The following is a 24,078-nucleotide window of genomic DNA, read 5'->3' as shown; positions in this document are numbered from 1 at the left end:
CCAGGGCATTTTCATTCAACTCAACCTACACAAGATCCTCAGTGCGATACCGCCCCACTCGCCCCCAACCCGGTCTGCGAACGCACAAACTGCGGGAAGAACAGCGCCCGCTCGTTCTCGGCCTCAGCCGACTTGTCGGTGATCGAGAACAACCAGATCCCGATGAACGCAATGATCATCGAAAACAGCGCCGGATACTCGTAAGGGAAAATCGCCTTCTCGTGATGCAGGATCTGCACCCAGATGGTCGGGCCAAGAATCATCAGCCCCACCGCGCTCACCAGCCCCAGCCAGCCACCAATCATGGCGCCACGAGTGGTCAGCTTCTTCCAGTACATCGAAAGCAGCAGCACCGGGAAGTTGCAGCTTGCCGCGATGGAGAACGCCAGACCGACCATGAACGCGATGTTCTGGCTTTCGAACAGGATGCCCAGGCCGATGGCCAGAACGCCCAGTGCGATGGTGGTGATCTTCGAAACGCGGATCTCATCCTTCTCGTTGGCCTTGCCTTTCTTGATCACGCTGGCGTACAGGTCGTGAGACACCGCCGAAGCACCGGCCAAAGTCAGGCCGGCCACTACCGCCAGGATGGTCGCGAACGCCACCGCCGAGATGAAGCCGAGGAACACGCTGCCGCCCACGGCGTTCGCCAGGTGCACTGCCGCCATGTTGTTGCCGCCGAGCAGAGCGCCCGCCGCATCTTTAAAGGCCGGGTTGGTGCTGACCAGAAGGATCGCACCGAAGCCGATGATGAAGGTCAGGATGTAGAAGTAGCCAATGAAACCGGTCGCGTACAGCACGCTTTTACGAGCTTCTTTCGCGTCGCTTACGGTGAAGAAGCGCATCAGGATGTGCGGCAGGCCGGCGGTACCGAACATCAGTGCCAGACCCAGGGAGAATGCCGAGATAGGGTCTTTTACCAGACCGCCCGGGCTCATGATCGCTTCGCCCTTGGCGTGAACCTTGATGGCTTCGGAGAACAGGGTGTTGAAGTCGAAGTTGACATGCTTCATCACCATCAGCGCCATGAACGAGGCACCGGACAGCAACAGCACAGCCTTGATGATCTGCACCCAGGTGGTTGCCAGCATGCCGCCGAACAGCACGTACAGGCACATCAGGATACCGACCAGAATCACCGCAACGTGGTAGTCGAGACCGAACAGCAGCTGGATCAGCTTGCCGGCACCGACCATTTGCGCGATCAGGTAGAACGCCACCACCACCAGCGAACCGCAGGCAGACAGGGTGCGGATCTGGGTTTGCCCGAGACGGTAGGACGCCACGTCGGCAAAGGTGTATTTACCCAGGTTGCGCAGACGCTCGGCGATCAGGAACAGAATGATCGGCCAGCCCACGAGGAAGCCGATCGAGTAGATCAGGCCGTCGTAGCCGGAGGTGAACACCAGCGCGGAAATACCCAGGAAGGACGCCGCCGACATGTAGTCACCGGCAATTGCCAGACCGTTCTGGAAACCGGTGATCTTGCCGCCCGCCGCATAGTAGTCGGCTGCCGAGTTGTTGCGTTTGGACGCCCAGTAAGTGATGCACAGGGTCGCACCAACGAACGCCACGAACATGACGATCGCGGAAACGTTGAGCGGTTGCTTGTGGACTTCGCCGGTCAGGGCGTCAGCGGCCCAGACGGCCGGAGCGAACGCTGCGATGCTCAAAAGAGCCAGTAGACGCCGGATCATTGCTGAGCCTCCTTGAGAATCGCGTTGTTCAGGTCGTCGAACTCGCCATTGGCGCGGCGCACGTAAATACCTGTCAGGATGAAGGCCGAGACAATCAGTCCGACACCGATCGGGATGCCCCAGGTGATGGACGATTCGGGACTGATTTTCGTGCCGAGCACTTGCGGCCCGTACGCGATCAGAAGGATGAAGCCGGAGTAGAGCCCGAGCATGATCGCCGAGAGTATCCAGGCGAACCTTTCTCTTTTCTTGACCAGCTCCTTGAAGCGCGGGCTGTTCTGAATCGAGAGGTAAATGCTGTCGTTCATTGTTTTTATCCTCGCAGCACAGATTTTTATTTTTGGAACATATCCACTGTATGCGGCTGCGAGCCGGGTTCCAGACGACCTTAGTAGTAGAACGCCATGACGTTTTTGCCAATTTCCAGACCCGCCGAAAACGCCCATCCCTGCTTATTAATAGTGGGCAAACAAAAAAGGCCGCCCGACAGTCATGTCGGGCGGCCCTGGGAAGCGCAGATTAGACGCTTCGGCTTAAATCACTTGGTCCAGTCGGCAACACGCTCAGGGTGCTTGGCAACCCAATCCTTAGCCGCTACGTCAGGTTTTGCACCGTCCTGAATCGCCAGCATGACTTCGCCGATTTCGTCTTTCGAAGCCCATTGGAAGTTTTTCAGGAACTTGGCCACTTCCGGCGCCTTGGTCGCCAGCTCCTTGCTGCCGATGCTGTTCACGGTTTCAGCCGCGCCATACACACCTTTCGGGTCGTCGAGGAAGCGCAGTTTCCACTTGGCGAACATCCAGTGCGGCACCCAGCCGGTGACGGCGATGGATTCGTTTTTCTTCTCGGCGCGGGTCAGCTCGGCAATCATGCCGGCGCCGGAACTGGCCTTGAGTTGATAGCCGGTCAGGTCGTAATCCTTGATCGCCTGATCAGTCTTGAGCATCACGCCTGAACCGGCGTCGATGCCGACGATGCGTTTCTTGAAGGAATCGTCGGTTTTCAGATCTTCGATGGTCTTGGCCTTGACGTACTCCGGCACGATCAGACCGATTTTCGCATCCTTGAAGTTCGGGCCGTAATCGACGACCTGATCCTTGTTCTTGGTCCAGTATTCGCCGTGGGTCACTGGCAGCCAGGCCGAGAGCATGGCGTCGAGTTTGCCGGTGGCGACGCCCTGCCACATGATGCCGGTGGCGACGGCTTGCAGTTTCACGTCGTAGCCGAGCTTCTGCTTGATTACTTCGGCCGCCACGTGGGTGGTCGCGACGCTGTCGGACCAACCGTCAACGTAACCGATGTTCAGGGTCTGTTTTTCAGCGCTGGCGAAAGTGGAGCCCATCGCAAGCACCAGAGCGGCACCTGCGCCTAAAAGTCGTCGCATCTTCATCGTTACTTCCCCGAAATGCTGCGCCCGACGGATGCCGGGCATCGTCAACGTATTGTTATGGTGCACAGCGCCCCCATCACGCCCGACCGCAAACTCGTTAGAACATCAGCGGAGTACTGATGGCTCCGATCATCAACCCGACGCCCGATAAGACCTGCTCTGTCAGCGACCTCAAGGCAACGAGAAACGACATCAGAAAGCCATTAACTGCATTCGGATATTTGGCGCCAGACAATCCGCCCGAACTTTGCATGTCAAAATCGTGCGGGCCACCAACCTGCTCATAAATGCAGGTAACATGCGTCGCTTTGCAGCCACTCGGCCTGACCATGTCCGCGACCTCCCGCTTCCCCTTTCTTCCTTATCTGTTCGCCTGCCTGCTCGGGCTGTTTGCCCTGTGCGGTTTCTGGTACGGACTCGGCAAACCGGTGATCCTGCCGGACGTCACCACCCCGACCCACAAGCTGCAATGCGCCTCCTACACCCCGTTCGACAAGGACCAGTCGCCGTTCGACGTCCCGTTCAAACTGCGCCCGGAGCGCATGGACGCCGACCTCGCCCTGCTCGCCACCCGCTTCGAATGTATTCGCACCTACTCGATGACCGGCCTCGAAGCGCTGCCGGATCTGGCGCGCAAGCATGGCCTGAAGTTGATGATCGGCGCGTGGGTCAACAGCAACCCGGTGGACACCGAGAAGGAAGTCGACCTGCTGATTGCCTCGGCCAATGCCAACCCGGACGTGGTCAGCGCCGTGATCGTCGGCAACGAAGCCCTGCTGCGCAAGGAAGTGACCGGCGCGCAACTGGCGAAGCTGATCAACAAGGTCAAGAGCCACATCAAGCAACCAGTCACCTACGCGGATGTCTGGGAGTTCTGGCTCAAACACCCGGAAGTCGCGCCGGCGGTGGATTTTCTGACCATTCACTTGCTGCCGTACTGGGAAGACGATCCGTCGAACATTGACGTCGCGCTGCATCATGTAGCGCAAGTGCGCCAAGTATTCGGCAACAAGTTCGCGCCCAAGGACGTGATGATCGGCGAAACCGGCTGGCCGAGTGAAGGCCGCCAGCGTGAGACCGCACTGCCGAGCCGGGTCAACGAAGCCAGGTTCATACGTGGTTTTGTCACCCTCGCCGAACAGGAAGGCTGGCGGTACAACCTGATAGAAGCGTTCGACCAGCCGTGGAAGCGCGGCAGCGAGGGTGCGGTCGGCGGTTATTGGGGACTGTTCGATGCTGATCGCCAGGACAAAGGCGTGCTGGCCGGGCCGGTGTCGAACGTGCCGTACTGGTCGCAGTGGCTGGCGGTCGGCGGGCTGATTTTCCTCGGAACATTGCTGCTGGGTGGCCGGGTTCGCACGACGCGCTCGGCGCTGATCCTGCCGCTGCTCGGCGCCCTCGCCGCCTGTTCGATTGGCGCCTGGGGTGATCTGGCGCGAGTGACCACGCGGTTTGCCAGCGAATGGCTGTGGGTCGGGTTACTGACGGCTCTGAATCTGTTGGTGCTGGCCCATGCCGCGCTGACCTTGAGCGCCCGCAGCGGCTGGCGTGAACGGGCGTTCAACGCTTTCGAGCGACGGGCCGGCTGGCTGGTCGCGGCAACCGGTTTCGCCGCTGCGGTGATGATGCTGGAGCTGGTGTTCGATCCGCGCTACCGAAGCTTTCCGAGTGTGGCATTCATCCTGCCGGCGCTGGTTTACCTGTGCCGCCCGGTAAATGTGGCCCGTCGGGAGATCGCCCTGCTGACCTTCATCATCGGCGCCGGCATTGCGCCGCAACTGTTCCGCGAAGGTTTGCAGAATCAGCAGGCGTGGGGCTGGGCGCTGGTCAGCGTGTTGATGGTGGCTGCGCTTTGGCGCTGCTTGCGGGTTCGCAAGAACTGATATTCAGGACTGCACGCAAATCCTGTCTCCAGCCTGGAGAACAGGATTTGCGCTCCCCCCCTCATGTACCAACTTATCCCGCTAACCTGAAAGCCCGCGACTAATGCATGTTTTGCGCTGCTCGACGCGGTACAGCAACGCTTTTGAACGTTTTCTTGGGTTGATAATTCTTCCAGGCCGGCAATGCAAAGAACTCTGCCTGCGGCACTTCTCTGTCAGCCACAAAAAATTTCACATTGTTTTTGACTTCAGGCGTGTCTTTTCGCCGATACACATATCTTATTTCAGAGGCCGTCACACTGGTTCCTGCTCCTGCCGTTTTTGCAACAATGTCATCCAGCGTCTCCATCAAGTTATCGATCGCAAAGAGGACTTTTTTATTTCGCCCGAAAATCTGGTACTCCAAACCTGCTTTACTTGAGCGACGCCACATCGGAACGTTTATTTCAAAGAAGTTGCCGGTGCCTTTTTCATCCTTTTGAAAATACCGATTGGTCATTGCAAACTCTTTGTAACCAATACCACGATCCACATCGACCAGCTCTGACTTGATCTGCTCGTTCGTTCTGTAAATACCCGCCGTAACCGTCGGGCCAAACGCAGCATCGGTCAGGTCATTCTGCTTCAGGACATTGCGTTTTTTCTCCCAAAGCACCCTCGTCAACCCGCCTCTCCACAAAGGCACTCTTGAAAATTCCTTGAACCCGACCTTTTCCAGGGCTTTCAGCGCAGCATCACGAGGTTCTCGCAGCCCGAACAGAATATCGCCCGCTGAAAAGCTGGCAACCAGACTCTCATAATTGCCCTGGCTACTTACATTGATATCAGTACCGGCAAACCCTGCGTCATCAAAAAAAGTAACCGGGTTATTACCAACCATACGGTACAAATTCAAACCATCCACCACACCGCCAGGATCCGGGCTGAGCCATTGGTGCCACCAAGGCACGTAATATCTCACTCCGTAGTAATACAGTCCTGTTAAGTCCCGTTCCTTGCCCGAAAAACGCCGAGTCTTGTCACTGGCTTTAATCTGGTCGCTGCCCGCCCACCAGACTGTGCGGCCAAAGGCAGAAAAAACTTCTTCACTGATAAGCGCGCCGGTCTCATCAAGTTCCAGGCAGCAAGAGCCAATCTGATCAGTCACTGCAAACCGGATAGTGACAGTGGCTTTACCTGACCGCGGATCTTTTCGGTTGAGCACACGGACATCGCACAGTTCTGCCTGCACGTTGATGACTTGCAGCAGGCTTGAACTGCTGGTTCGCACTTCCAGCGCTCCCAGATAACGAACCTCCTGGGGAATTGCCAAACGACCGCGCAGAGTCGTGCGAATTTTCCGCAGTCTCTGCCCGCCATGATCGTAAACGTATGCCTCATCATCGTTTGGCAAATCAGGGCGCACTACCGTCCCTACTCTGCACAATCGATTGCGCTCATCCCATTCCAGTTGCTGCCCCGGTAGCAGAATAAGCTTGTTGCCAGCCAAATCGTGCCCCTGTGCAATTTCAGCTTCCGTTGGTAAATCTCCATTTTCTTTTTGCACCAGTGCACGATTACTGTACTTCGAGACAGCCATCTGCTGAGTGCGACTTCCAATCGCTGCGCTGATAACTTGCTTGATCAGATTTCCGCTGCAATCGTAATCGAACGACTCCGTATAGTTTTCCAACTGCCCCGGATCCGCCGGGGACTGAAACGCAGGCAGGCTCGGGCCTGCACTCCCTCCAATCACCTGCCATCCAGTAGCACCGATGAGTTGGTAATTTGTGTCGTAACGGAACGTCCTGACAGGATCAATCTTCTGATTACCGAAGTAGCGAACGCGCAACGCGCGGTTTTCGATAGCGACTACGTTACCCACCGGGTCGTATCGGTAAACAAGGTGCTGCAGAGGCGAATGGCCTGGGATCCGTGATCTCAGCTCATACAGTCTTCCATCGACCGGAGAATAAGAGGCAGAGCAGACCAGCCCATTGGCCAGAGTTTGCTGCTCGACTTTATTGAAAGCGTTGTACCGAATCTCGGTGACCACATCAGTTGGCGCCCCGTCCTTTCCTACTTTCACTTTTATTCCGAGAGCCTGCCCATCCACTTGATAATTGAAGATGCGGGTATTGCTCTTGGCATCGATTTCGCTAAGCAGTTGAGACGTCGCGCTGTAACAAGAGCAGGTCGTTGCACCAGTGCCTGACTCATGGAGCAGATCGCGATCAATCTCTGAAGAAGGCCAATCCGGTGGTACCACGATCTCTAGAAAGTGTTGAGTACTTTCGAGTAACTCGCCTTTGAGTGAATACGAGCGATGAAATTTTGTTCCGGCATTATCATCTTGCCGAATGAGTTGCCCGCATTGATTGCGCTCGGCAAACGGCACTCCGCTGCCACCATACGAAAAATACGTACAGGTCCGTTCAGCCTGGCCGGGCACACGCACGGTTTCCTTTACAGGACGAATAAGCTCATCGTAAACCGTATGAAAATGCGTTGACCTGCTGTCCCAGCTATCGACGTTCTGGCCAGCAGGCCCTGACAATTGCACGCGACAGCCGATGTCGACGTTATCGGTCAGCAGTTCTTCCCCCGCGAGGTTGAATACCGTTCGCAGGCTTGCGGGGATATCGGGCTCCATATCGAGAAGCAGGAACAGACGAGGGTCATAGCGCTTGGTTGCACGCCTGGAAGCATCGTAGGCCTGATGGGTGACCCGTCGTTCAATGAGATTCCCGACAGCAGCCCTGTAATAGGCGACATCACGCACCACCAAACCTCGTGGATCCGTCACGGTCATCACAGGCGTATGTGAATGCATCGCGGAATCTCCCGACAGGATCAACCCTCTACGACGGCTTGAATATGTTCGGTGCCGCAGACATCGTCAACTGTCAGAAATAACAGGTCATGCAAACCTGCTTAGCGCATCATCGACTTTCTTACCAACCGCAACCCGGCAATCACCACCGCAAACACCGCCAGCGTCGTGTTGTACAGCGCCAGCGCCGGCAACCCGAACATCAGCGCCAGCACCGCCAGCCACCGCCCTGCCCGTCCCGGCACGACAAAACCGATCACCGCGGCCGCGACCGCCGCCCAGCCCAGCATCTGGAAATGAATGATCAGGCCCAGGTTCGAGCGCACCGAGCATTCCCAACGGCTCGCCTCATCCACGCAGATGCCCACCCACTGCGCGTCCTCCATGAAGCCATAACGCGCGCCATAACTGGCGGCCAGCCACAACGGCAACAGAACGAGCAGCAGAATCACAGGCAAGCGGCGGGACATGGAACACTCCAATCGATGAAATCGGCGGCCAGCTTAATCCGCCGCCGCGCATACGCAAGGACTAACAACTCTTAACTGGTCATTCATTCCTTGCAAAGTGTATCGTCCGGCTACTATTACTCCGAATTCCGTCAGATAGATGCCGTGGCATGGCACTTTGGCGCAAACCCGGTGGTCATAGCCTGCGAACTTCATTCGGCACCTTCCTCTAAGGGATCCAGTCATGCTCCGTTCCTTGCGCTTCGCCGCCCTGTTTGGCGGCCTTATTCTGAGTGCGTCCGCGCTGGCGGTGGATATCGACGCCGCCAGCTATGGCTATCCCCTGACCAATCCGTTCGAGGCGACCATCGCCACCACGCCGCCGGACTTGCGCCCTGAACTGCCACTGGACGACGACATCGATCAGACCGATCGCAGCGTCACCCTGCGCCCCGAGCGCGAATTCATCCTGCCGGACAATTTCTGGCCGGTGAAAAAACTGACTTACCGCATCGCCACCCAGGACAAGGCCGCGCCGCTGATCTTTCTGATCGCCGGCACTGGCGCGCGCTACGACAGCACGCTCAACGAATACCTGAAGAAGCTTTATTACAAGGCCGGCTACCACGTCGTGCAGCTGTCGTCGCCGACCAGCTTCGACTTCATGAGCGCCGCCTCGCGTTTCGCCACCCCCGGCGTGACCAAGGAAGACGCCGAAGACATGTATCGGGTGATGCAGGCCGTGCGGGCGCAAAACCCGAAACTGCCGGTCACCGACTATTACCTCAGCGGCTACAGCCTCGGCGCACTGGACGCAGCGTTCGTTGCCCATCTGGATGAAACCCGTCGCAGCTTCAACTTCAAGAAAGTCCTGCTGCTCAATCCACCGGTCAACCTCTATACCTCGATCACCAACCTCGACAAGCTGGTGCAGACCGAGGTCAAGGGCATCAACAACAGCACCACCTTCTATGAACTGGTGCTGAGCAAACTGACCCGTTACTTCCAGCAAAAAGGCTACATCGACCTCAACGATGCGTTGCTCTACGACTTCCAGCAGTCCAAGCAGCATCTGAGCAACGAGCAGATGGCGATGCTGATCGGCACCTCGTTCCGCTTCTCGGCGGCGGACATCGCGTTCACTTCGGACCTGATCAACCGCCGTGGCCTGATCACCCCGCCGAAATTCCCGATCACCGAAGGCACCAGCCTCACGCCGTTCCTCAAGCGTGCGCTGCAATGTGACTTCGACTGCTACCTCACCGAACAGGTGATCCCGATGTGGCGCGCCCGCACCGACGGCGGCAGCCTGCTGCAACTGATCGATCAGGTGAGCCTGTACGCATTGAAGGATTACCTGCACGACAGCCCGAAAATCGCCGTCATGCACAACGCCGACGACGTGATCCTCGGTCCGGGCGATCTCGGTTTCCTGCGTCGGACCTTCGGTGATCGCCTGACCGTTTACCCACTGGGCGGCCATTGCGGCAACCTTAACTATCGCGTCAACAGCGACGCCATGCTGGAGTTCTTCCGTGGCTAAATATCTCCTGCTGATTGCAGCGCTCCTCAGTGCAGGTATGGCCCAGGCCGACAACAGCAAAGCCAATGCACCGGTGGTCATCGACAGCGACGGCTTCAAGGAGCCGCTGTCCAAACTCAAATTCAACCCGGGGCTGGATCAGCGCGAGTTCGAGCGCTCGACCCTCAGCGCGCTGAACGTCTACGACCCGCTGGAAGAGTGGAACCGGCGCGTCTACCACTTCAACTACCGCTTCGACCAATGGGTGTTCCTGCCGGTGGTCGATGGCTATCGCTACATCACCCCGAGCTTCGTGCGCACCGGCGTGAGCAACTTCTTCAACAACCTTGGCGACGTGCCGAATCTGGTCAACAGCCTGTTGCAGTTCAAGGGCAAACGCTCGATGGAAACCACCGCGCGCCTGCTGCTCAACACCACCATCGGCATCGCCGGGCTCTGGGACCCGGCCACCGCCATGGGCCTGCCGCGCCAGAACGAAGACTTCGGTCAGACCCTGGGCTTCTACGGCGTACCGGGCGGCGCCTATTTCGTGCTGCCGATTCTCGGCCCGTCGAACCTGCGCGATACCGCCGGCCTTGCGGTGGATTTCTCAGCCGAGTCCGCGATCAACTTTCTCAATGTTTCGGAAGTCAGCTCCAACCATCCGGAAGTCTGGGCATTGCGCGCGGTCGACAAGCGTTACCAGACCAGCTTCCGCTACGGTCAGCTGAACTCACCGTTCGAGTACGAGAAGGTGCGCTACGTCTATACCGAGTCGCGCAAGTTGCAGATCGCCGAGTAAAAACGCCAGCTACAAAAAAAGGCCATTCGATGCGAGTCGAATGGCCTTTTTGTTTGCCTTGGGATTCAACCCTTCAGGGCTTTCCAGACTTTGCCGATCACGGACACGCCCGCCAGCACCACCGCACCCGCGATGATCCCCGCCACGCCGTTCAACAGCATCGGCACCACAAACCCGGCGCCACCGGCCGCTGCGCCGACGCTTTCGATCCAGTGATGCACCACCGGTACGCCGTGGGTCAGAATGCCGCCACCGACCAGGAACATCGCTGCGGTGCCGATAACCGACAGGCCTTTCATCATGTAAGGCGCGGCACGCAGGATAGCGTTACCGATACGCTTCGCCGCAGCGCCGGGCTTCTGCGTCAGCCACAGGCCGAGGTCATCGAGCTTGACGATACCGGCCACCAGACCGTAAACACCCACGGTCATGACGATGGCGATGCCCGACATCACGATCACTTGCTGGGTCAGCGAAGCATCGGCCACGGTACCGAGGGTGATGGCGATGATTTCCGCCGAGAGGATGAAGTCGGTGCGGATCGCGCCCTTGATCTTGTCTTTCTCGTAGGCCACCAGATCGGTTGCCGGATCAGCCACGGCTTCAACCAACTGGGCGTGCTCGGCCTCGTCTTCAGCCTTGCTGTGCAGAAACTTGTGCGCGAGTTTCTCGAAACCTTCGAAACACAGGTAGGCGCCACCGACCATCAACAGCGGCGTCACCAGCCACGGCACGAACGCGCTGATCGCCAGCGCCGACGGCACCAGGATCAGCTTGTTGACGAATGAGCCCTTGGCCACCGCCCAGACCACCGGGATTTCCCGCTCCGCGCGTACGCCGGAGACCTGCTGGGCATTGAGCGCCAAGTCGTCGCCGAGCACGCCGGCGGTTTTCTTGGCAGCCATTTTGGTCATCAACGCAACGTCGTCCAGAACGGTGGCGATGTCGTCGATCAGCACCAGCAAACTGCTTCCTGCCATGAATCTTGTTTCCTTATGTGAATAATGCCGCGCAGCATACCGCGACTGCAGGCCACACGGGGCATTGTTGAGCGCCGCGCGAGGCCGGTGCTACCATGCGCAACCGCCAGAACAGGCAAGGAACCACCGGGTTTATGAGCACAATCCGCGAGCGCAACAAAGAACTGATCCTGCGTGCAGCCAGTGAAGAGTTTGCCGACAAGGGCTTCGCTGCGACCAAAACCAGCGACATCGCCGCCAAGGCAGGACTGCCCAAGCCCAACGTCTATTACTACTTCAAGTCCAAGGAAAACCTCTACCGCGAGGTACTGGAAAGTATCATCGTGCCGATCCTGCAGGCCTCGACCCCGTTCAACCCGGACGGCGTACCGAGCGAAGTACTGAGCGGCTACATTCGCTCGAAGATCCGCATCTCCCGCGACCTGCCTTTCGCCTCCAAGGTGTTCGCCAGCGAAATCATGCACGGCGCCCCGCACCTGAGCGCCGACCTGGTCGAGCAGCTCAACGGCCAGGCCAAGCACAACATCGACTGCATCCAGACCTGGATCGAGCGCGGCCAGATCGCCCCGATCGACCCCAACCACCTGATGTTCAGCATCTGGGCCGCGACCCAGACCTACGCCGACTTCGACTGGCAGATCTCCGCCGTGACCGGCAAGGAAAAGCTGGATGAAGCGGACTATGAGGCCGCGGCGCAAACCATCATCCGGTTGGTGCTCAAAGGCTGCGAGCCGGACTGAAAGACTGCGGTGCCCCGTTCGCGAGCAAGCTCGCTCCCACACTGGATCTGTGGCGTTCACAAATCTTCTGTGGGAGCGAGCTTGCTCGCGAACGGGGCGACTCAGTCTTACCGACAGGCCCAGACCGCATCCCACAACGGGTACTGAGCCAGCTTTTTCACCAAACCGGCCCGCAATGGGTTGGCCACAACATACCGGGCCATTTTCACCAAATCCTCGTCCCGACGCAGCGCATGATCATGAAACCCCGGCTGCCAAATACTTCCGCTTCTCCCGGCGCTTAGATTCACAGCCCGCGCACTCAAGGATTTGGTTTTCTGCATCAGCTCACGGAGCGATCCCTGCTTCAGATTGATCAACCAGTGCAAGTGATCAGGCATGACCACCCAGGCCAATGAATCAACCAAGCCTTGCTCCTGAGCACTTTGAAACTGATCTGCGACCAATCTACCCAACATGTAGTCCCTGAAAAAAGGAGCACGTCTCAACGTATTGGCAGTCAGCAGATAAATGCGATTGGGTTCGTCATAACGCCCCAAGCGCAGTCGATGTGAGGCTGATGATTTTGGCATTCCGTTGCCATTTCAATAGAAGATTTGAAAGGTTAGATCCGCGAACAGAATTAGACTGCGGATGACTTTGGCAGGATGTGTCTGTTGAATCGCCTTCGCGAGCAAGCTCGCTCCCACAGTGGGCTCGCAGTGTTAGACATTTTGTGTCCGACACTTCGAATCAATGGGGAGCGAGCCAGTCAGCGATGGCGTCAGTTCAAACGCCGCAAATCACGCAGCCACCCCCGCATCCGCCCGCAGGTCCAGGGCCTCTACGGCCTTGATCGCGACCTGCTCATCGATGTCCGACAGATCGCCGCTGATGCCGATCGCACCCAGCACGTTGCCCGCCTGATCACGAATCAGCACACCGCCCGGTGCCGGCACGACACTGCCCTGTCCCATGCTGTTGAGCGCGGCGATGAACGCCGGGCGTTGTTGCGCGTCCAGCGCCAGCAGGCGTGAGCCCTTGCCCAGGGCGATGGCGCCCCAGGCTTTGCCGATGGCGATGTTCGGGCGCAGCAGGCTGGCGCCGTCTTCGCGTTGCAGGGTGACCAGATGGCCGCCGGTATCCAGTACCGCGATGGTCAGCGGCGCGGCGGAGATGGCCCGCCCTGCACTGATGGCTTCGTTGACCAGCTTGACTGCGACTTTCAAGGTTAAAGCGCTCATGGTGCCGTCCTCATTTTGTTATTGGGAAAGTCGTTGGGCTGCGCTCTTGTGCCGCAGCCCGATGCAACAAATAGAACACAATGAATTATTTTTTTGTATACAATAATCGCCGAAAAGCGCCTCATGCGACGAAAAGCCACAGCAGAATCGGCTTCCGACGAATGAAACAGGTGCTTGAGAAAATGGATTGACCTGCGCCGTCCGCCGTGAATACACTCTGCGCAAAGCCACTTGTATACAATTACAAAACGTAAAGAGGCACAAAACCATGAGCAAAATGAGAGCAATCGAAGCCGCCGTTCTGGTGATGCGCCGTGAAGGGGTCGATACCGCTTTTGGCATTCCGGGTGCTGCGATCAACCCGCTGTATTCCGCCCTGAAGAAAGTCGGTGGCATCGATCACGTCCTCGCTCGCCACGTTGAAGGCGCCTCGCACATGGCCGAGGGCTACACCCGCACCAAGGCCGGCAACATCGGCGTGTGCATCGGCACTTCCGGCCCGGCCGGTACCGACATGGTCACCGGTCTGTACAGCGCCTCCGCAGACTCGATCCCGATCCTCTGCATTACCGGCCAGGCACCCCGCGCCCGTATGCACAAGGAAGACTTCCAGGCCGTCGACATCACCAGCATCGTCAAGCCGGTGACCAAGTGGGCGACCACTGTTCTGGAGCCGGGCCAAGTGCCTTACGCCTTCCAGAAAGCCTTCTATGAAATGCGTTCCGGCCGTCCGGGCCCGGTGCTGATTGACCTGCCGTTCGACGTGCAGATGGCTGAAATCGAATTCGACATCGACGCCTACCAGCCACTGCCGCTGGCCAAGCCGAGCGCGACCCGCGTGCAAGTCGAAAAAGCCCTGGCGATGCTGGATCAGGCCGAACGTCCGTTGCTGGTCGCCGGTGGCGGCATCATCAACGCTGACGCCAGTGAGCTGCTGGTCGAGTTCGCCGAGCTGACAGGTATTCCAGTCATCCCGACCCTGATGGGCTGGGGCACCATCCCGGACGATCACCCGCTGATGGTCGGCATGGTCGGTCTGCAGACTTCGCACCGCTACGGCAACGCCACCCTGCTCAAATCCGATGTGGTACTGGGCGTCGGCAACCGCTGGGCCAACCGTCACACCGGTTCGGTCGACGTTTACACCGAAGGCCGCAAGTTCATTCACGTCGACATCGAACCGACCCAGATCGGCCGCGTGTTCACCCCGGACCTGGGCATCGTGTCCGACGCCGCTGCCGCGCTGACCGTGTTCATCGAAGTCGCCCGTGAATGGCAAGCCGCCGGCAAGTTGAAAAACCGCAGCGCATGGCTGCAGGACTGCCAGCAGCGCAAGTCCAGCCTGCAACGCAAGACCCACTTCGACAACGTGCCGGTCAAACCGCAGCGCGTTTACGAAGAAATGAACCAGGTGTTCGGCAAAGACACCTGCTACGTCAGCACCATCGGTCTGTCGCAGATTGCCGGCGCGCAGTTCCTGCACGTCTACAAGCCGCGTCACTGGATCAACTGCGGCCAGGCCGGCCCGTTGGGCTGGACCATTCCGGCAGCGCTGGGTGTGGTGAAGGCCGATCCGAACCGGAAAGTCGTGGCCCTGTCGGGGGACTATGACTTCCAGTTCATGATCGAAGAACTGGCGGTCGGCGCTCAGTTCAATCTGCCGTACATTCACGTCGTGGTGAACAACTCGTACCTGGGGCTGATCCGTCAGGCCCAGCGCGGGTTCGAAATGGACTACTGCGTGCAGCTGTCCTTCGATAATCTGAACGCGCCGGAACTCAACGGTTACGGTGTCGACCACGTCGCAGTCGCCGAAGGCCTGGGCTGCAAGGCACTGCGTGTGTTCGAACCGGCTGACATCGCCCCTGCCCTGCGCAAGGCCGAAGAGCTGATCGAAGAGTTCAAGGTGCCGGTGATCGTCGAGATCATTCTGGAGCGTGTGACCAACATCTCCATGGGCACCGAGATCAACGCCGTCAACGAATTCGAAGACCTGGCGCTGGTCGGCAACGATGCACCTACCGCGATTTCGCTGCTCGATTGATTGCTTTTGCTTGATCGTTCCCACGCTTTGCGTGGGAACGCAGCCAGGGATGCTCCGCGTCCCAAAGCGGACGCAGAGCGTCCATAGAGGCATTCCCACGCAGAGCGTGGGAACGAGAATCTAGAACGGGAGACCACCATGCCGCGTTTCGCAGCCAACCTGTCCATGCTGTTCACCGAACAGGATTTCCTTGCCCGTTTCGACGCCGCCGCCAAGGCCGGCTTCAGCGGTGTCGAGTACCTGTTCCCGTACGATTTCAGCTCTGCCGAGATCAAGGCCAAACTCGACGCCAACGGTCTGACCCAAGTGCTGTTCAACCTGCCGGCGGGTGACTGGGCCAAGGGCGAGCGCGGTATCGCGTGCCTGCCGGACCGGGTCGAAGAGTTCCGCGCCGGGGTCGATCTGGCCATCGCCTACGCACAGGTCCTGGGCAATACCCAGGTCAACTGCCTGGCAGGTATCCGTCCGCAGGGCGTGGACGATGCCACCGTTGAAAAGACCTTCGTCGCCAACCTCAAGTACGCCGCCGAAAAGCTGCAAGCCGTCGGCATCAAACTGGTGATGGAAGCGATCAACACCCGCGACATCCCGGGTTTCTACCTGAACAACACGGCGCAGGCCCTGTCGATTCGCGAGCAGGTCGGCAGCGCCAATCTGTTCCTGCAATACGACATCTATCACATGCAAATCATGGAAGGCGATCTGGCCCGCACCCTGCAATCGCATCTGGCCGAGATCAACCATGTGCAGTTGGCCGACAACCCGGGCCGCAACGAGCCGGGCACTGGCGAGATCAACTACCGCTTCCTGTTCGAACACCTCGATCGCATCGGTTATCAGGGCTGGGTCGGCTGCGAGTACAAACCGCTGACCACCACTGAAGCAGGCCTCGGCTGGCTGAAGACCCACAACGCGATCTGACCCCCTATTTGCTTGAGCAAGACAAAAACAAGAGGATTTTCTCATGGCTAAAATCGGATTCATCGGCACCGGCATCATGGGCCACCCAATGGCGGCGAACCTGCAGAAAGCCGGTCACAGCCTGTTCCTGTCGGCGCACCACGACGCGGCCCCTGACGACCTGGTCGCCGCTGGCGCGGTCGCTCTGGCCAACCCGAAAGAAGTGGCCCAGGAAGCCGAATTCATCATCGTCATGGTGCCGGATACCCCGCAGGTCGAAGACGTGCTGTTCCGCGCCGACGGCGTAGCGGCCGGCATCGGCAAAGGCAAGGTCGTGATCGACATGAGCTCGATCTCGCCGACCGCCACCAAGGCTTTCGCCGCGAAGATCAACGAGAAAGGCGCGCAATACCTCGACGCCCCGGTGTCCGGTGGTGAAGTCGGCGCCAAGGCTGCGACCCTGAGCATCATGGTCGGTGGCGACGCCGATGCCTTCGAACGCGCACTGCCGCTGTTCCAGGCCATGGGCAAGAACATCACTCTGGTCGGTGGCAATGGCGACGGTCAGACCGCGAAAGTGGCGAACCAGATCATCGTTGCGTTGAACATTCAGGCCGTCGCCGAAGCCCTGCTGTTCGCGTCGAAAAACGGTGCCGATCCGGCCAAGGTGCGTGAAGCGCTGATGGGCGGTTTCGCCTCTTCGAAGATCCTCGAAGTGCACGGCGAGCGCATGATCAAGGGCACCTTCGATCCGGGCTTCCGCATCAGCCTGCACCAGAAGGACCTGAACCTGGCCCTGCAAGGCGCCAAGGAGCTGAGCATCAATCTGCCAAACACCGCCAACGCCCAGCAAGTGTTCAGCACCTGCGCGGCCATCGGTGGCAGCAACTGGGACCACTCGGCGCTGATCAAGGGCCTGGAACACATGGCCAACTTCTCGATTCGCGACAAGAAGTAAGTCTCTGCTGCAACGTTTGAAACCTGTGGGAGCGAGCTTGCTCGCGAATAGGGTCTGTCAGTCGACATGGATATTGACTGATCCACCGCCTTCGCGAGCAAGCTCGCTCCCGCAGATCCTGTAGCGCTCTATCCCAATAACAAGAATTCCGGGAGCCCGCCATGTCGGTCGATCCGCAACACCTGCTGCGCGAGCTGTTTGCCACAGCCATCGACGCGGCCCATCCGAACCAGGTCCTCGAAGCTCATCTGCCGGCCGATCGCACAGGTCGCGTGATTGTCATCGGCGCCGGCAAGGCTGCCGCTGCCATGGCGCAAGTGGTCGAGCGCTGCTGGGAAGGTGAAGTCTCGGGCCTTGTGGTGACCCGTTACGGTCACGGCGCCCCGTGCGAAAAAATCGAAGTGGTCGAAGCCGCGCACCCGGTGCCGGACGCTGCCGGTCTGGCCGTGGCCAAACGGGTGCTGGAACTGGTCAGCAACCTGACCGAAGACGACCGCGTGATCTTCCTGTTGTCCGGCGGTGGCTCTGCCCTGCTGGCGCTGCCGGCCGAAGGCATCACCCTGGCCGACAAGCAGTCGATCAACAAAGCCCTGCTCAAATCCGGCGCGACCATCGGCGAGATGAACTGCGTGCGCAAGCACCTCTCGGCGATCAAGGGCGGACGGCTGGGCAAAGCCTGCTGGCCGGCGACTGTTTATACCTACGCGATTTCCGATGTACCGGGCGACCTCGCCACGGTCATCGCCTCCGGCCCGACCGTGGCCGACCCGAGCACCAGCGCCGAAGCGCTGGCGATCATCAAGCGCTACGGCATCGAGATTCCGGCCTCCGTGCGCAGCTGGCTGCAAAGCCCGGAATCGGAAACCGTCAAACCCGGCGATCCGAGCCTGGCCCGCAGTCACTTCCAATTGATCGCCCGCCCTCAGCAATCGCTCGATGCGGCGGCGGTGAAATGCCGTCAGGCCGGTTTCAGCACGCTGATCCTTGGCGACCTGGAAGGCGAATCCCGCGAAGTGGCGAAAGTCCATGCCGGCATCGCACGCCAGATCATTCATCACGGCCAGCCACTGGCAGCGCCGTGCGTGATCCTGTCCGGCGGCGAAACCACCGTGACCGTGCGCGGCAATGGCCGTGGCGGACGCAACGCCGAATTCCTCCTCAGCCTCACCGACAGCCTCAAGGGCCAGCCCGGCGTCTATGCGCTGGCCGGTGACACCGACGGCATCGATGGCTCGGAAGACAACGCCGGCGCGATCATGACCCCGGACAGCTACGCCCGCGCCGCCGCCCTGGGTCTGAGCGCCAGCGACGAGCTGGATAACAACAACGGTTACGGTTACTTCGCGGCGCTCGATGCGCTGATCGTCACCGAGCCGACCCGCACCAATGTCAACGACTTCCGCGCCATTCTGATCCTCGAGAGTTCCAAATCATGACGCCTGACAAAAAGGTCAAAATCCTCGCCACCCTCGGGCCTGCCGTCGACGGCATCGAAGACATCCGCGAGCTGGTCGAGGCCGGGGTCAACATCTTCCGCCTCAACTTCAGCCACGGCGATCACGCCGACCACGCCAAGCGCTATCAGTGGATCCGCGAAGTCGAGCGCCAGCTCAACTATCCGCTCGGCATCCTGATGGATCTGCAAGGGCCGAAACTGCGGGTCGGCAAGTTCGCTGACGGCAAGGTTCAGTTGCATCGCGGTCAGGCCTTCCGCCTCGATCTGGACGCGACACCGGGCGACGAACGCCGGGTGAATCTGCCGCATCCGGAGATCATCGCGGCACTGGAAGCCGGGATGGACCTGCTGCTCGATGACGGCAAACTGCGTCTGCGGGTCGTCACCAAATACAGCGATGCGATCGACACCACTGTGCTCAACGGAGGCGAGCTGTCGGACCGCAAAGGCGTGAACGTGCCGCAAGCGGTGCTCGACCTGAGCCCGCTGACCACCAAGGATCGTCGCGACCTGAGCTTTGGTCTGGAGCTGGGTGTGGACTGGGTCGCGCTGTCGTTCGTGCAACGTCCTGAAGACATCCGCGAAGCCCGCGCCCTGATCGGCGACAAGGCGTTCCTGATGGCAAAAATCGAGAAGCCGTCGGCCGTCGAGCAACTGCGCGAGATCGCCGAACTGAGCGACGCGATCATGGTGGCTCGCGGTGACCTGGGCGTGGAGGTGCCGGCCGAGAGCGTGCCGCAGATCCAGAAAAACATCATCACCACCTGCCGTCAGCTCGGCAAACCGGTGGTGGTGGCGACGCAGATGCTTGAGTCGATGCGCTTCTCCCCGGCCCCGACCCGCGCCGAAGTCACCGACGTGGCCAACGCCGTGGCCGAAGGCGCCGATGCGGTGATGCTGTCGGCAGAAACGGCGTCCGGCGAGTACCCGCTGGAAGCCGTGCAGATGATGAGCAAGATCATCCGCCAGGTCGAGAACGGTCCGGATTACCAGACCCAACTCGACGTCAGCCGGCCGAAAGCCGAAGCGACCGTGTCCGATGCGATCAGCTGTGCGATCCGCCGCATCAGCAACGTGCTGCCGGTGGCGGTGCTGGTCAACTACAGCGAATCCGGTGCATCGAGTCTGCGTGCGGCACGGGAACGGCCGAAAGCGCCGATCCTCAACCTGACGCCGAACCTGCAGACCGCCCGCCGCTTGAGCGTGGCGTGGGGCATTCACTCGGTGGTCAATGATCGCCTGCGTCAGGTGGATGAAGTGTGCTCGACCGCGCTGGAAATCGCTCAGGCTCAAGGAATGGCCGAGCGTGGCGATACGTTGCTGATCACCGCGGGTGTGCCGTTCGGGCAGCCGGGGTCGACTAATTCGCTGCGGATCGAAACGTTGATTTAACCACTGACCAAGATCGTTCCCACGCTCCGCGTGGGAATGCGGCCCGGGACGCTCTGCGTCCCAAGAGCAGACGCAGAGCGTCCTTTGAGGCATTCCCACGCAGACGGTTCGACGCCTCGACGTGGGAACGATCAGTACCGAATGACCTGCCATGCCTGCCAATCATTTCAACACCCACTGCCCCGACTGGGCCGAGGCTTTGCTCAACGGTTTCAGTCAGATCTTCCTCCAGCGTCATCCGCTGTGTGGCCTGCTGTGCCTTTTGGCCATTCTATTCACCGCGCCGGTGCTGTTTGCCGGCGCGCTGCTCGGCGCGGTCGCCGGGTTGCTCACCGCGCAACGGCGCAACTACGCCAAGGCTGATCGTCAGGCCGGACTGTTCAGCTACAACGGCGTACTGGTCGGTTTGCTGCTGAGCCTGTATTTCCCTTGGTCGCCGATGCTGCCACCGCTGATTCTGGCGGCCGGTGGCCTGAGCGCGATGATCACGCAGCAGTGGCTCAAGCGCGCACGCCTCACCGAGTACCTGCCCGCCTACACTGCGCCGTTCGTATTGTTGAGCTGGGTGTTCCTGTGTTTCGCCGGGCCTTCGACGCCAGCTCCGGCGCTTGAAATGAATACCGCGAACCTGCTCGGCGCCGCGCTGAAAAGCTTCGGTCAGGTGATGTTCCTCGACCATCCGTTGGCCGGTGGATTGATCGCCGCCGGTTTGCTGATCGCCGATCGCCGGGCCTTTGCCTGGGCGTTGCTGGCGTCGGCGATCGGCCTGGGTTCCAGCCTGTTGCACCACGACAGCCAGGTCGCGCTGTTGGGCCTGGGGGGTTACAACGCTGTGCTCGCCGCCCTCGCCTTCAGCGCCCAGCGCCAGCAACCCTGGCTGCCGCTGTTGGGCATTGGTCTGGCGCTGCTGCTGACGCCGCTGTTCAGTGCCCTGGGTCTGGCGACTCTCACGGCACCGTTCATTCTCGCCTGCTGGTTGCTGCGCACCGGCATTCGCCTGATGCACCAACCGCAGATCAACGTCGCGCCTTGCGCTGACGGGGAGAATCAACCTAGGCTGCGCTGATCTTTGATTCAGGCGTTATCCATGGACAGTAACAAGCACTGGCGTGAACAGCTTTACGTCATGATTTTCCAGAGCGACACCCCCGCCGGGCGACGTTTTGACGGCATCCTGCTGCTGATCATTCTTGCCAGCCTGGTGATCGTGATGCTCGACAGCATCGACAGCGTTCACCGCAATTACGCCGACGTGCTGGCATATATCGAGTGGGGGTTCACCATCATCTTTGCCGGCGAGTACATTCTGCGTCTGTACTGCTCGCCCAAACCTCTGCGCTATGCATTCAGTTTTTATGGACTGGTGGACCTGCTGGCGATCGTGCCGGGCATCCTCGCGCTCTACTACAGCGATGCGCAGTACCTATTGATTATCCGGATCATCCGGATGCTGCGAATTTTCCGAGTCCTCAAACTCAGTCCCTACCTCAAACAAGCCAACTACCTGATGTCGGCGCTGCGCGGCAGCAAGCAGAAGATTGTGGTGTTTCTGGTGAGCGTCTGCACACTCGTAACGGTCTTCGGCACCTTGATGTACGTGATCGAAGGCCCGGAGCACGGTTTCACCAGCATCCCCAAGGGTATCTATTGGGCTATCGTGACCCTGACCACCGTCGGTTTCGGTGACATCGTGCCGAAGACGCCATTGGGGCAGGTGATTTCATCGCTGGTGATGATCACCGGTTACTCGATCATCGCTGTGCCCACCGGAATCTTCACCGCTGAACTGGCCAATGCGATGCGTGGTGAACAGTTGCAACACGACTGCCCGGTTTGCCAGAAAAAGAGCCATGAAAGCAGCGCCGCATTCTGTTCGCGGTGCGGTAATCCGTTATTCAAAAAAATGGAATAAGCAAAGTTCTTTTTAATCTTTAAACGACTATGCGTGCCCCGCTATAGTCGCTGGCAAATGGCCTCATCTTTGTAAAAAACACCCCCTACAGAACAAGGAATGCGCAGTGAAAAAACTCTTTGGCGCCTCACTTCTCGCCGCTGGTCTCGCCTTCGGCAGCGTGGCTCAGGCCGCACCGACTCTGCTTAACGTTTCCTACGACGTGATGCGCGATTTCTACAAGGACTACAACACTGCGTTCCAGAAACACTGGCAAGCCGAGCACAAAGAGAACATCACCGTGCAGATGTCTTTTGGCGGTTCGAGCAAACAAGCCCGTTCGGTGATCGACGGCCTGCCGGCTGACGTCATCACCATGAACATGGCCACCGACATCAACGCCCTGGCCGACAACGGTCAACTGGTGCCGAAGGACTGGGTCACCCGCCTGCCGAACAACAGCGCACCGTTCACCTCGGCCACCGTGTTCATCGTCCGCAAGGGCAACCCGAAAGCCCTGAAAGACTGGCCGGACCTGCTCAAGGACGGCGTGCAAGTGATCGTGCCGAACCCGAAAACCTCGGGCAACGGCCGCTACACCTACCTGTCGGCCTGGGGCTACGTGCTGAAGAACGGCGGTGACGAGAACAAGGCCAAAGACTTCGTCGGCAAGCTGTTCAAGCAAGCGCCGGTACTGGACACCGGTGGCCGCGCCGCGACCACCACGTTCATGACCAACCAGATCGGCGACGTACTGGTGACCTTCGAAAACGAAGCGGAAATGATCGCCCGCGAATTCGGCCGCGACCAGTTCGAAGTCATCTACCCGAGCGTCTCCGCCGAAGCCGAGCCGCCGGTGTCGGTAGTCGACAAAGTCGTCGAGAAGAAAGGCTCGCGCGCCGCGGCAGAGGAATACCTGAAGTTCCTGTGGTCGCCGGAAGGCCAGGAAATCGCCGCCGCCAACTACCTGCGTCCACGTGACCCGGCGGTACTGGCCAAGTACACCGACCGTTTCCCGAAAGTCGACTTTCTGTCGGTCGAGAAGACCTTCGGCGACTGGCGCACCGTGCAGAAGACCCACTTCAACGACGGCGGGATCTTCGACCAGATCTACAACGGCCAGTAAGGCGTGAGCTGACATGAAAAAGGCGACCTGAAGAGGTCGCCTTTTTTGTCTGCGGCTACATAGGCGGCTTGACGCCATCCTTGCCCGCCGAGATCGATTGCGCAGTCAACGTGCCGTCCGCGCTCTGGGTCACGAAGGTGACAATCTTCACCCCGACCTTGAGCAGGCTGCGATCGCCCGGCGTCAGGTTGACGATCGGCACATCCTCCGGCACCAGGATCTTCTGCTGGCCGCCCTTGTAATTGACGGTCAGCACCCGGCCGTTGCTGACCACCAGATCGCCGACGCTGCCGTTGGTCATGCTGCTGCCCTTGGCGAGATCGAACGGCCGATGGCCATCGCCGCTGCCGGCCAGCTCCGGTGGGAAGACGTGAACCTCGAGCGCCTTGAGCGTGCCATCCTCCTGGGGAATGGCGGCCGAACCGATATAGCTGCCGGGCCTGATGTCTTCGATATTGGCCAGAGTGACCGCGCGGACCTTGGTGTCCGGGGTCAACCGGACCACCACGTTTTCACCGCTGGTGACGTGAACCTTGAGCGAGTCGGGGCTGACCCCGGTGATCTCGCCGCGCACGCCCATGCGCATCCCCGGCGCTTCGGCGGCCTGTGCGGCAGTGACGCCGAGCAGAGTGATCAGGGCAATGGTTTTGGTGTGGCGAAGCAACTGACGAAACATCGCAATCCTCCGTTGATGAACGTTGAAACCCGGTCACAACATAAGCACGCTATCGAACAAGATGTAAGTGAATGTATCATCGCCACTCAACGGTCGGACGCAAGGTTCGCCGATGAACATTGGATTGCTCGGCGCCA

The 24,078-nt window shown here is 59.5% G+C and carries 21 protein-coding genes; 12 read left to right on the top strand and 9 right to left on the bottom strand.

Annotation, left to right across the window (positions count from 1 at the left end):
* Nucleotides 1-38 precede the first annotated feature (38 nt).
* The 3 genes from AC1MDC_RS20165 to AC1MDC_RS20155 all read right to left on the bottom strand — a co-directional run bounded on the left by AC1MDC_RS20165 (nucleotide 39) and on the right by AC1MDC_RS20155 (nucleotide 3,087).
* Complete coding sequence (locus tag AC1MDC_RS20165; RefSeq protein ID WP_480393549.1) at nucleotides 39-1,697, bottom strand: cation acetate symporter; 1,659 nt, start codon at nucleotides 1,695-1,697, stop codon at nucleotides 39-41.
* On the bottom strand, nucleotides 1,694-2,005 hold the full coding sequence (locus AC1MDC_RS20160; RefSeq protein WP_011333111.1) for a DUF485 domain-containing protein: 312 nt from the start codon (nucleotides 2,003-2,005) through the stop codon (nucleotides 1,694-1,696). Before AC1MDC_RS20160 ends, AC1MDC_RS20165 begins: the two co-directional genes overlap by 4 nt.
* A 230-nt stretch (nucleotides 2,006-2,235) precedes the next feature.
* Entirely contained in the window at nucleotides 2,236-3,087 is an 852-nt protein-coding gene (locus tag AC1MDC_RS20155) for a glycine betaine ABC transporter substrate-binding protein (RefSeq protein WP_234204724.1), read from the bottom strand.
* Between the two features lie 287 nt (nucleotides 3,088-3,374).
* On the opposite strand from AC1MDC_RS20155, the gene AC1MDC_RS20150 reads away from it, so the two are divergent.
* On the top strand, nucleotides 3,375-4,970 hold the full coding sequence (locus AC1MDC_RS20150; protein ID WP_227234879.1) for a glycoside hydrolase family 17 protein: 1,596 nt from the start codon (nucleotides 3,375-3,377) through the stop codon (nucleotides 4,968-4,970).
* Nucleotides 4,971-5,070: 100 nt separating this feature from the next.
* On the opposite strand, the gene AC1MDC_RS20145 is transcribed toward AC1MDC_RS20150, so the two are convergent.
* Both AC1MDC_RS20145 and AC1MDC_RS20140 read right to left on the bottom strand, forming a co-directional pair.
* Nucleotides 5,071-7,782, bottom strand: coding sequence for an RHS repeat-associated core domain-containing protein (locus AC1MDC_RS20145; protein ID WP_480393548.1), 2,712 nt, complete (start codon nucleotides 7,780-7,782; stop codon nucleotides 5,071-5,073).
* A 101-nt stretch (nucleotides 7,783-7,883) separates the two neighbouring features.
* Nucleotides 7,884-8,252 carry a hypothetical protein gene (locus AC1MDC_RS20140; RefSeq protein WP_480393547.1) on the bottom strand — a complete coding sequence of 123 codons (369 nt, stop codon included), beginning with the start codon at nucleotides 8,250-8,252 and terminating at the stop codon, nucleotides 7,884-7,886.
* A 223-nt stretch (nucleotides 8,253-8,475) separates the two neighbouring features.
* On the opposite strand from AC1MDC_RS20140, the gene AC1MDC_RS20135 reads away from it, so the two are divergent.
* Together AC1MDC_RS20135 and AC1MDC_RS20130 are read left to right on the top strand one after the other, a co-directional pair.
* A complete protein-coding gene (locus AC1MDC_RS20135) occupies nucleotides 8,476-9,774 on the top strand; it encodes a serine protein kinase PrkA (RefSeq protein WP_007959293.1) in 1,299 nt (432 codons plus the stop codon).
* On the top strand, nucleotides 9,767-10,555 hold the full coding sequence (locus tag AC1MDC_RS20130) for an MlaA family lipoprotein (protein WP_085699386.1): 789 nt from the start codon (nucleotides 9,767-9,769) through the stop codon (nucleotides 10,553-10,555). The genes AC1MDC_RS20135 and AC1MDC_RS20130 overlap by 8 nt, the downstream gene beginning before the upstream one ends.
* Nucleotides 10,556-10,620: 65 nt before the next feature.
* Here the strand turns inward: AC1MDC_RS20130 and AC1MDC_RS20125 are convergent, their stop codons facing one another.
* The gene (locus AC1MDC_RS20125) at nucleotides 10,621-11,535 is read right to left on the bottom strand and encodes a DUF808 domain-containing protein (RefSeq protein WP_085703361.1); all 915 of its coding nucleotides are present in this window, start codon (nucleotides 11,533-11,535) and stop codon (nucleotides 10,621-10,623) included.
* A gap of 134 nt (nucleotides 11,536-11,669) precedes the next feature.
* On the opposite strand from AC1MDC_RS20125, the gene AC1MDC_RS20120 reads away from it, so the two are divergent.
* Nucleotides 11,670-12,275, top strand: a complete 606-nt coding sequence (locus tag AC1MDC_RS20120) for a TetR/AcrR family transcriptional regulator (RefSeq protein ID WP_085699390.1) — start codon at nucleotides 11,670-11,672, stop codon at nucleotides 12,273-12,275.
* A gap of 107 nt (nucleotides 12,276-12,382) precedes the next feature.
* Here the strand turns inward: AC1MDC_RS20120 and AC1MDC_RS20115 are convergent, their stop codons facing one another.
* Both AC1MDC_RS20115 and AC1MDC_RS20110 read right to left on the bottom strand, forming a co-directional pair.
* Nucleotides 12,383-12,847 (bottom strand): REP-associated tyrosine transposase, encoded by a 465-nt coding sequence (locus tag AC1MDC_RS20115; RefSeq protein ID WP_085703360.1) that lies wholly within the window; start codon nucleotides 12,845-12,847, stop codon nucleotides 12,383-12,385.
* A gap of 210 nt (nucleotides 12,848-13,057) precedes the next feature.
* Nucleotides 13,058-13,498, bottom strand: coding sequence for a GlcG/HbpS family heme-binding protein (locus AC1MDC_RS20110; protein WP_007959289.1), 441 nt, complete (start codon nucleotides 13,496-13,498; stop codon nucleotides 13,058-13,060).
* A 268-nt stretch (nucleotides 13,499-13,766) separates the two neighbouring features.
* Here AC1MDC_RS20110 and gcl point away from each other — a divergent pair, with 268 nt between their 5' ends.
* The 8 genes from gcl to AC1MDC_RS20070 all read left to right on the top strand — a co-directional run bounded on the left by gcl (nucleotide 13,767) and on the right by AC1MDC_RS20070 (nucleotide 23,265).
* On the top strand, nucleotides 13,767-15,542 hold the full coding sequence (gene gcl / locus AC1MDC_RS20105) for a glyoxylate carboligase (protein ID WP_085699394.1): 1,776 nt from the start codon (nucleotides 13,767-13,769) through the stop codon (nucleotides 15,540-15,542).
* Between the two features lie 138 nt (nucleotides 15,543-15,680).
* The gene (gene hyi, locus AC1MDC_RS20100; protein ID WP_085699396.1) at nucleotides 15,681-16,463 is read left to right on the top strand and encodes a hydroxypyruvate isomerase; all 783 of its coding nucleotides are present in this window, start codon (nucleotides 15,681-15,683) and stop codon (nucleotides 16,461-16,463) included.
* 43 nt (nucleotides 16,464-16,506) lie between these two features.
* A complete protein-coding gene (locus AC1MDC_RS20095) occupies nucleotides 16,507-17,400 on the top strand; it encodes a 2-hydroxy-3-oxopropionate reductase (protein ID WP_234204718.1) in 894 nt (297 codons plus the stop codon).
* 161 nt (nucleotides 17,401-17,561) lie between these two features.
* Nucleotides 17,562-18,836: a glycerate kinase type-2 family protein gene (locus AC1MDC_RS20090; protein ID WP_480393546.1), complete on the top strand. Its 1,275-nt coding sequence runs from the start codon at nucleotides 17,562-17,564 to the stop codon at nucleotides 18,834-18,836.
* Complete coding sequence (gene pyk / locus AC1MDC_RS20085) at nucleotides 18,833-20,248, top strand: pyruvate kinase (protein WP_085703356.1); 1,416 nt, start codon at nucleotides 18,833-18,835, stop codon at nucleotides 20,246-20,248. The genes AC1MDC_RS20090 and pyk overlap by 4 nt, the downstream gene beginning before the upstream one ends.
* Before the next feature lie 151 nt (nucleotides 20,249-20,399).
* Nucleotides 20,400-21,314, top strand: coding sequence for an urea transporter (locus AC1MDC_RS20080; protein WP_266200353.1), 915 nt, complete (start codon nucleotides 20,400-20,402; stop codon nucleotides 21,312-21,314).
* 21 nt (nucleotides 21,315-21,335) lie between these two features.
* A complete protein-coding gene (locus AC1MDC_RS20075; RefSeq protein ID WP_064378643.1) occupies nucleotides 21,336-22,160 on the top strand; it encodes an ion transporter in 825 nt (274 codons plus the stop codon).
* Between the two features lie 106 nt (nucleotides 22,161-22,266).
* Nucleotides 22,267-23,265: a sulfate ABC transporter substrate-binding protein gene (locus tag AC1MDC_RS20070; protein ID WP_085699406.1), complete on the top strand. Its 999-nt coding sequence runs from the start codon at nucleotides 22,267-22,269 to the stop codon at nucleotides 23,263-23,265.
* Between the two features lie 55 nt (nucleotides 23,266-23,320).
* Here AC1MDC_RS20070 and AC1MDC_RS20065 read toward each other — a convergent pair whose 3' ends face one another.
* Complete coding sequence (locus tag AC1MDC_RS20065; RefSeq protein ID WP_085699408.1) at nucleotides 23,321-23,941, bottom strand: DUF5666 domain-containing protein; 621 nt, start codon at nucleotides 23,939-23,941, stop codon at nucleotides 23,321-23,323.
* Nucleotides 23,942-24,078 lie beyond the last annotated feature (137 nt).

The sequence above is a fragment of the Pseudomonas sp. 1 genome, from assembly GCF_056626735.1.
Note: the sequence above shows the minus strand (reverse complement) of the source record. Positions and strands in the feature narration are given on the sequence as shown.

Excerpts from the sequence above, each read along its gene's own strand:
- AC1MDC_RS20165 (WP_480393549.1), bottom strand. The coding sequence starts at position 1,697 with ATGATCCGGCGTCTACTGGCTCTTTTGAGCATCGCAGCGTTCGCTCCG.
- AC1MDC_RS20160 (WP_011333111.1), bottom strand. The coding sequence starts at position 2,005 with ATGAACGACAGCATTTACCTCTCGATTCAGAACAGCCCGCGCTTCAAG.
- AC1MDC_RS20155 (WP_234204724.1), bottom strand. The coding sequence starts at position 3,087 with ATGAAGATGCGACGACTTTTAGGCGCAGGTGCCGCTCTGGTGCTTGCG.
- AC1MDC_RS20150 (WP_227234879.1), top strand. The coding sequence starts at position 3,375 with ATGCAGGTAACATGCGTCGCTTTGCAGCCACTCGGCCTGACCATGTCC.
- AC1MDC_RS20145 (WP_480393548.1), bottom strand. The coding sequence starts at position 7,782 with ATGCATTCACATACGCCTGTGATGACCGTGACGGATCCACGAGGTTTG.
- AC1MDC_RS20140 (WP_480393547.1), bottom strand. The coding sequence starts at position 8,252 with ATGTCCCGCCGCTTGCCTGTGATTCTGCTGCTCGTTCTGTTGCCGTTG.
- AC1MDC_RS20135 (WP_007959293.1), top strand. The coding sequence starts at position 8,476 with ATGCTCCGTTCCTTGCGCTTCGCCGCCCTGTTTGGCGGCCTTATTCTG.
- AC1MDC_RS20125 (WP_085703361.1), bottom strand. The coding sequence starts at position 11,535 with ATGGCAGGAAGCAGTTTGCTGGTGCTGATCGACGACATCGCCACCGTT.
- AC1MDC_RS20120 (WP_085699390.1), top strand. The coding sequence starts at position 11,670 with ATGAGCACAATCCGCGAGCGCAACAAAGAACTGATCCTGCGTGCAGCC.
- AC1MDC_RS20115 (WP_085703360.1), bottom strand. The coding sequence starts at position 12,847 with ATGCCAAAATCATCAGCCTCACATCGACTGCGCTTGGGGCGTTATGAC.
- AC1MDC_RS20110 (WP_007959289.1), bottom strand. The coding sequence starts at position 13,498 with ATGAGCGCTTTAACCTTGAAAGTCGCAGTCAAGCTGGTCAACGAAGCC.
- gcl (WP_085699394.1), top strand. The coding sequence starts at position 13,767 with ATGAGCAAAATGAGAGCAATCGAAGCCGCCGTTCTGGTGATGCGCCGT.
- hyi (WP_085699396.1), top strand. The coding sequence starts at position 15,681 with ATGCCGCGTTTCGCAGCCAACCTGTCCATGCTGTTCACCGAACAGGAT.
- AC1MDC_RS20095 (WP_234204718.1), top strand. The coding sequence starts at position 16,507 with ATGGCTAAAATCGGATTCATCGGCACCGGCATCATGGGCCACCCAATG.
- AC1MDC_RS20090 (WP_480393546.1), top strand. The coding sequence starts at position 17,562 with ATGTCGGTCGATCCGCAACACCTGCTGCGCGAGCTGTTTGCCACAGCC.
- pyk (WP_085703356.1), top strand. The coding sequence starts at position 18,833 with ATGACGCCTGACAAAAAGGTCAAAATCCTCGCCACCCTCGGGCCTGCC.
- AC1MDC_RS20080 (WP_266200353.1), top strand. The coding sequence starts at position 20,400 with ATGCCTGCCAATCATTTCAACACCCACTGCCCCGACTGGGCCGAGGCT.
- AC1MDC_RS20075 (WP_064378643.1), top strand. The coding sequence starts at position 21,336 with ATGGACAGTAACAAGCACTGGCGTGAACAGCTTTACGTCATGATTTTC.
- AC1MDC_RS20065 (WP_085699408.1), bottom strand. The coding sequence starts at position 23,941 with ATGTTTCGTCAGTTGCTTCGCCACACCAAAACCATTGCCCTGATCACT.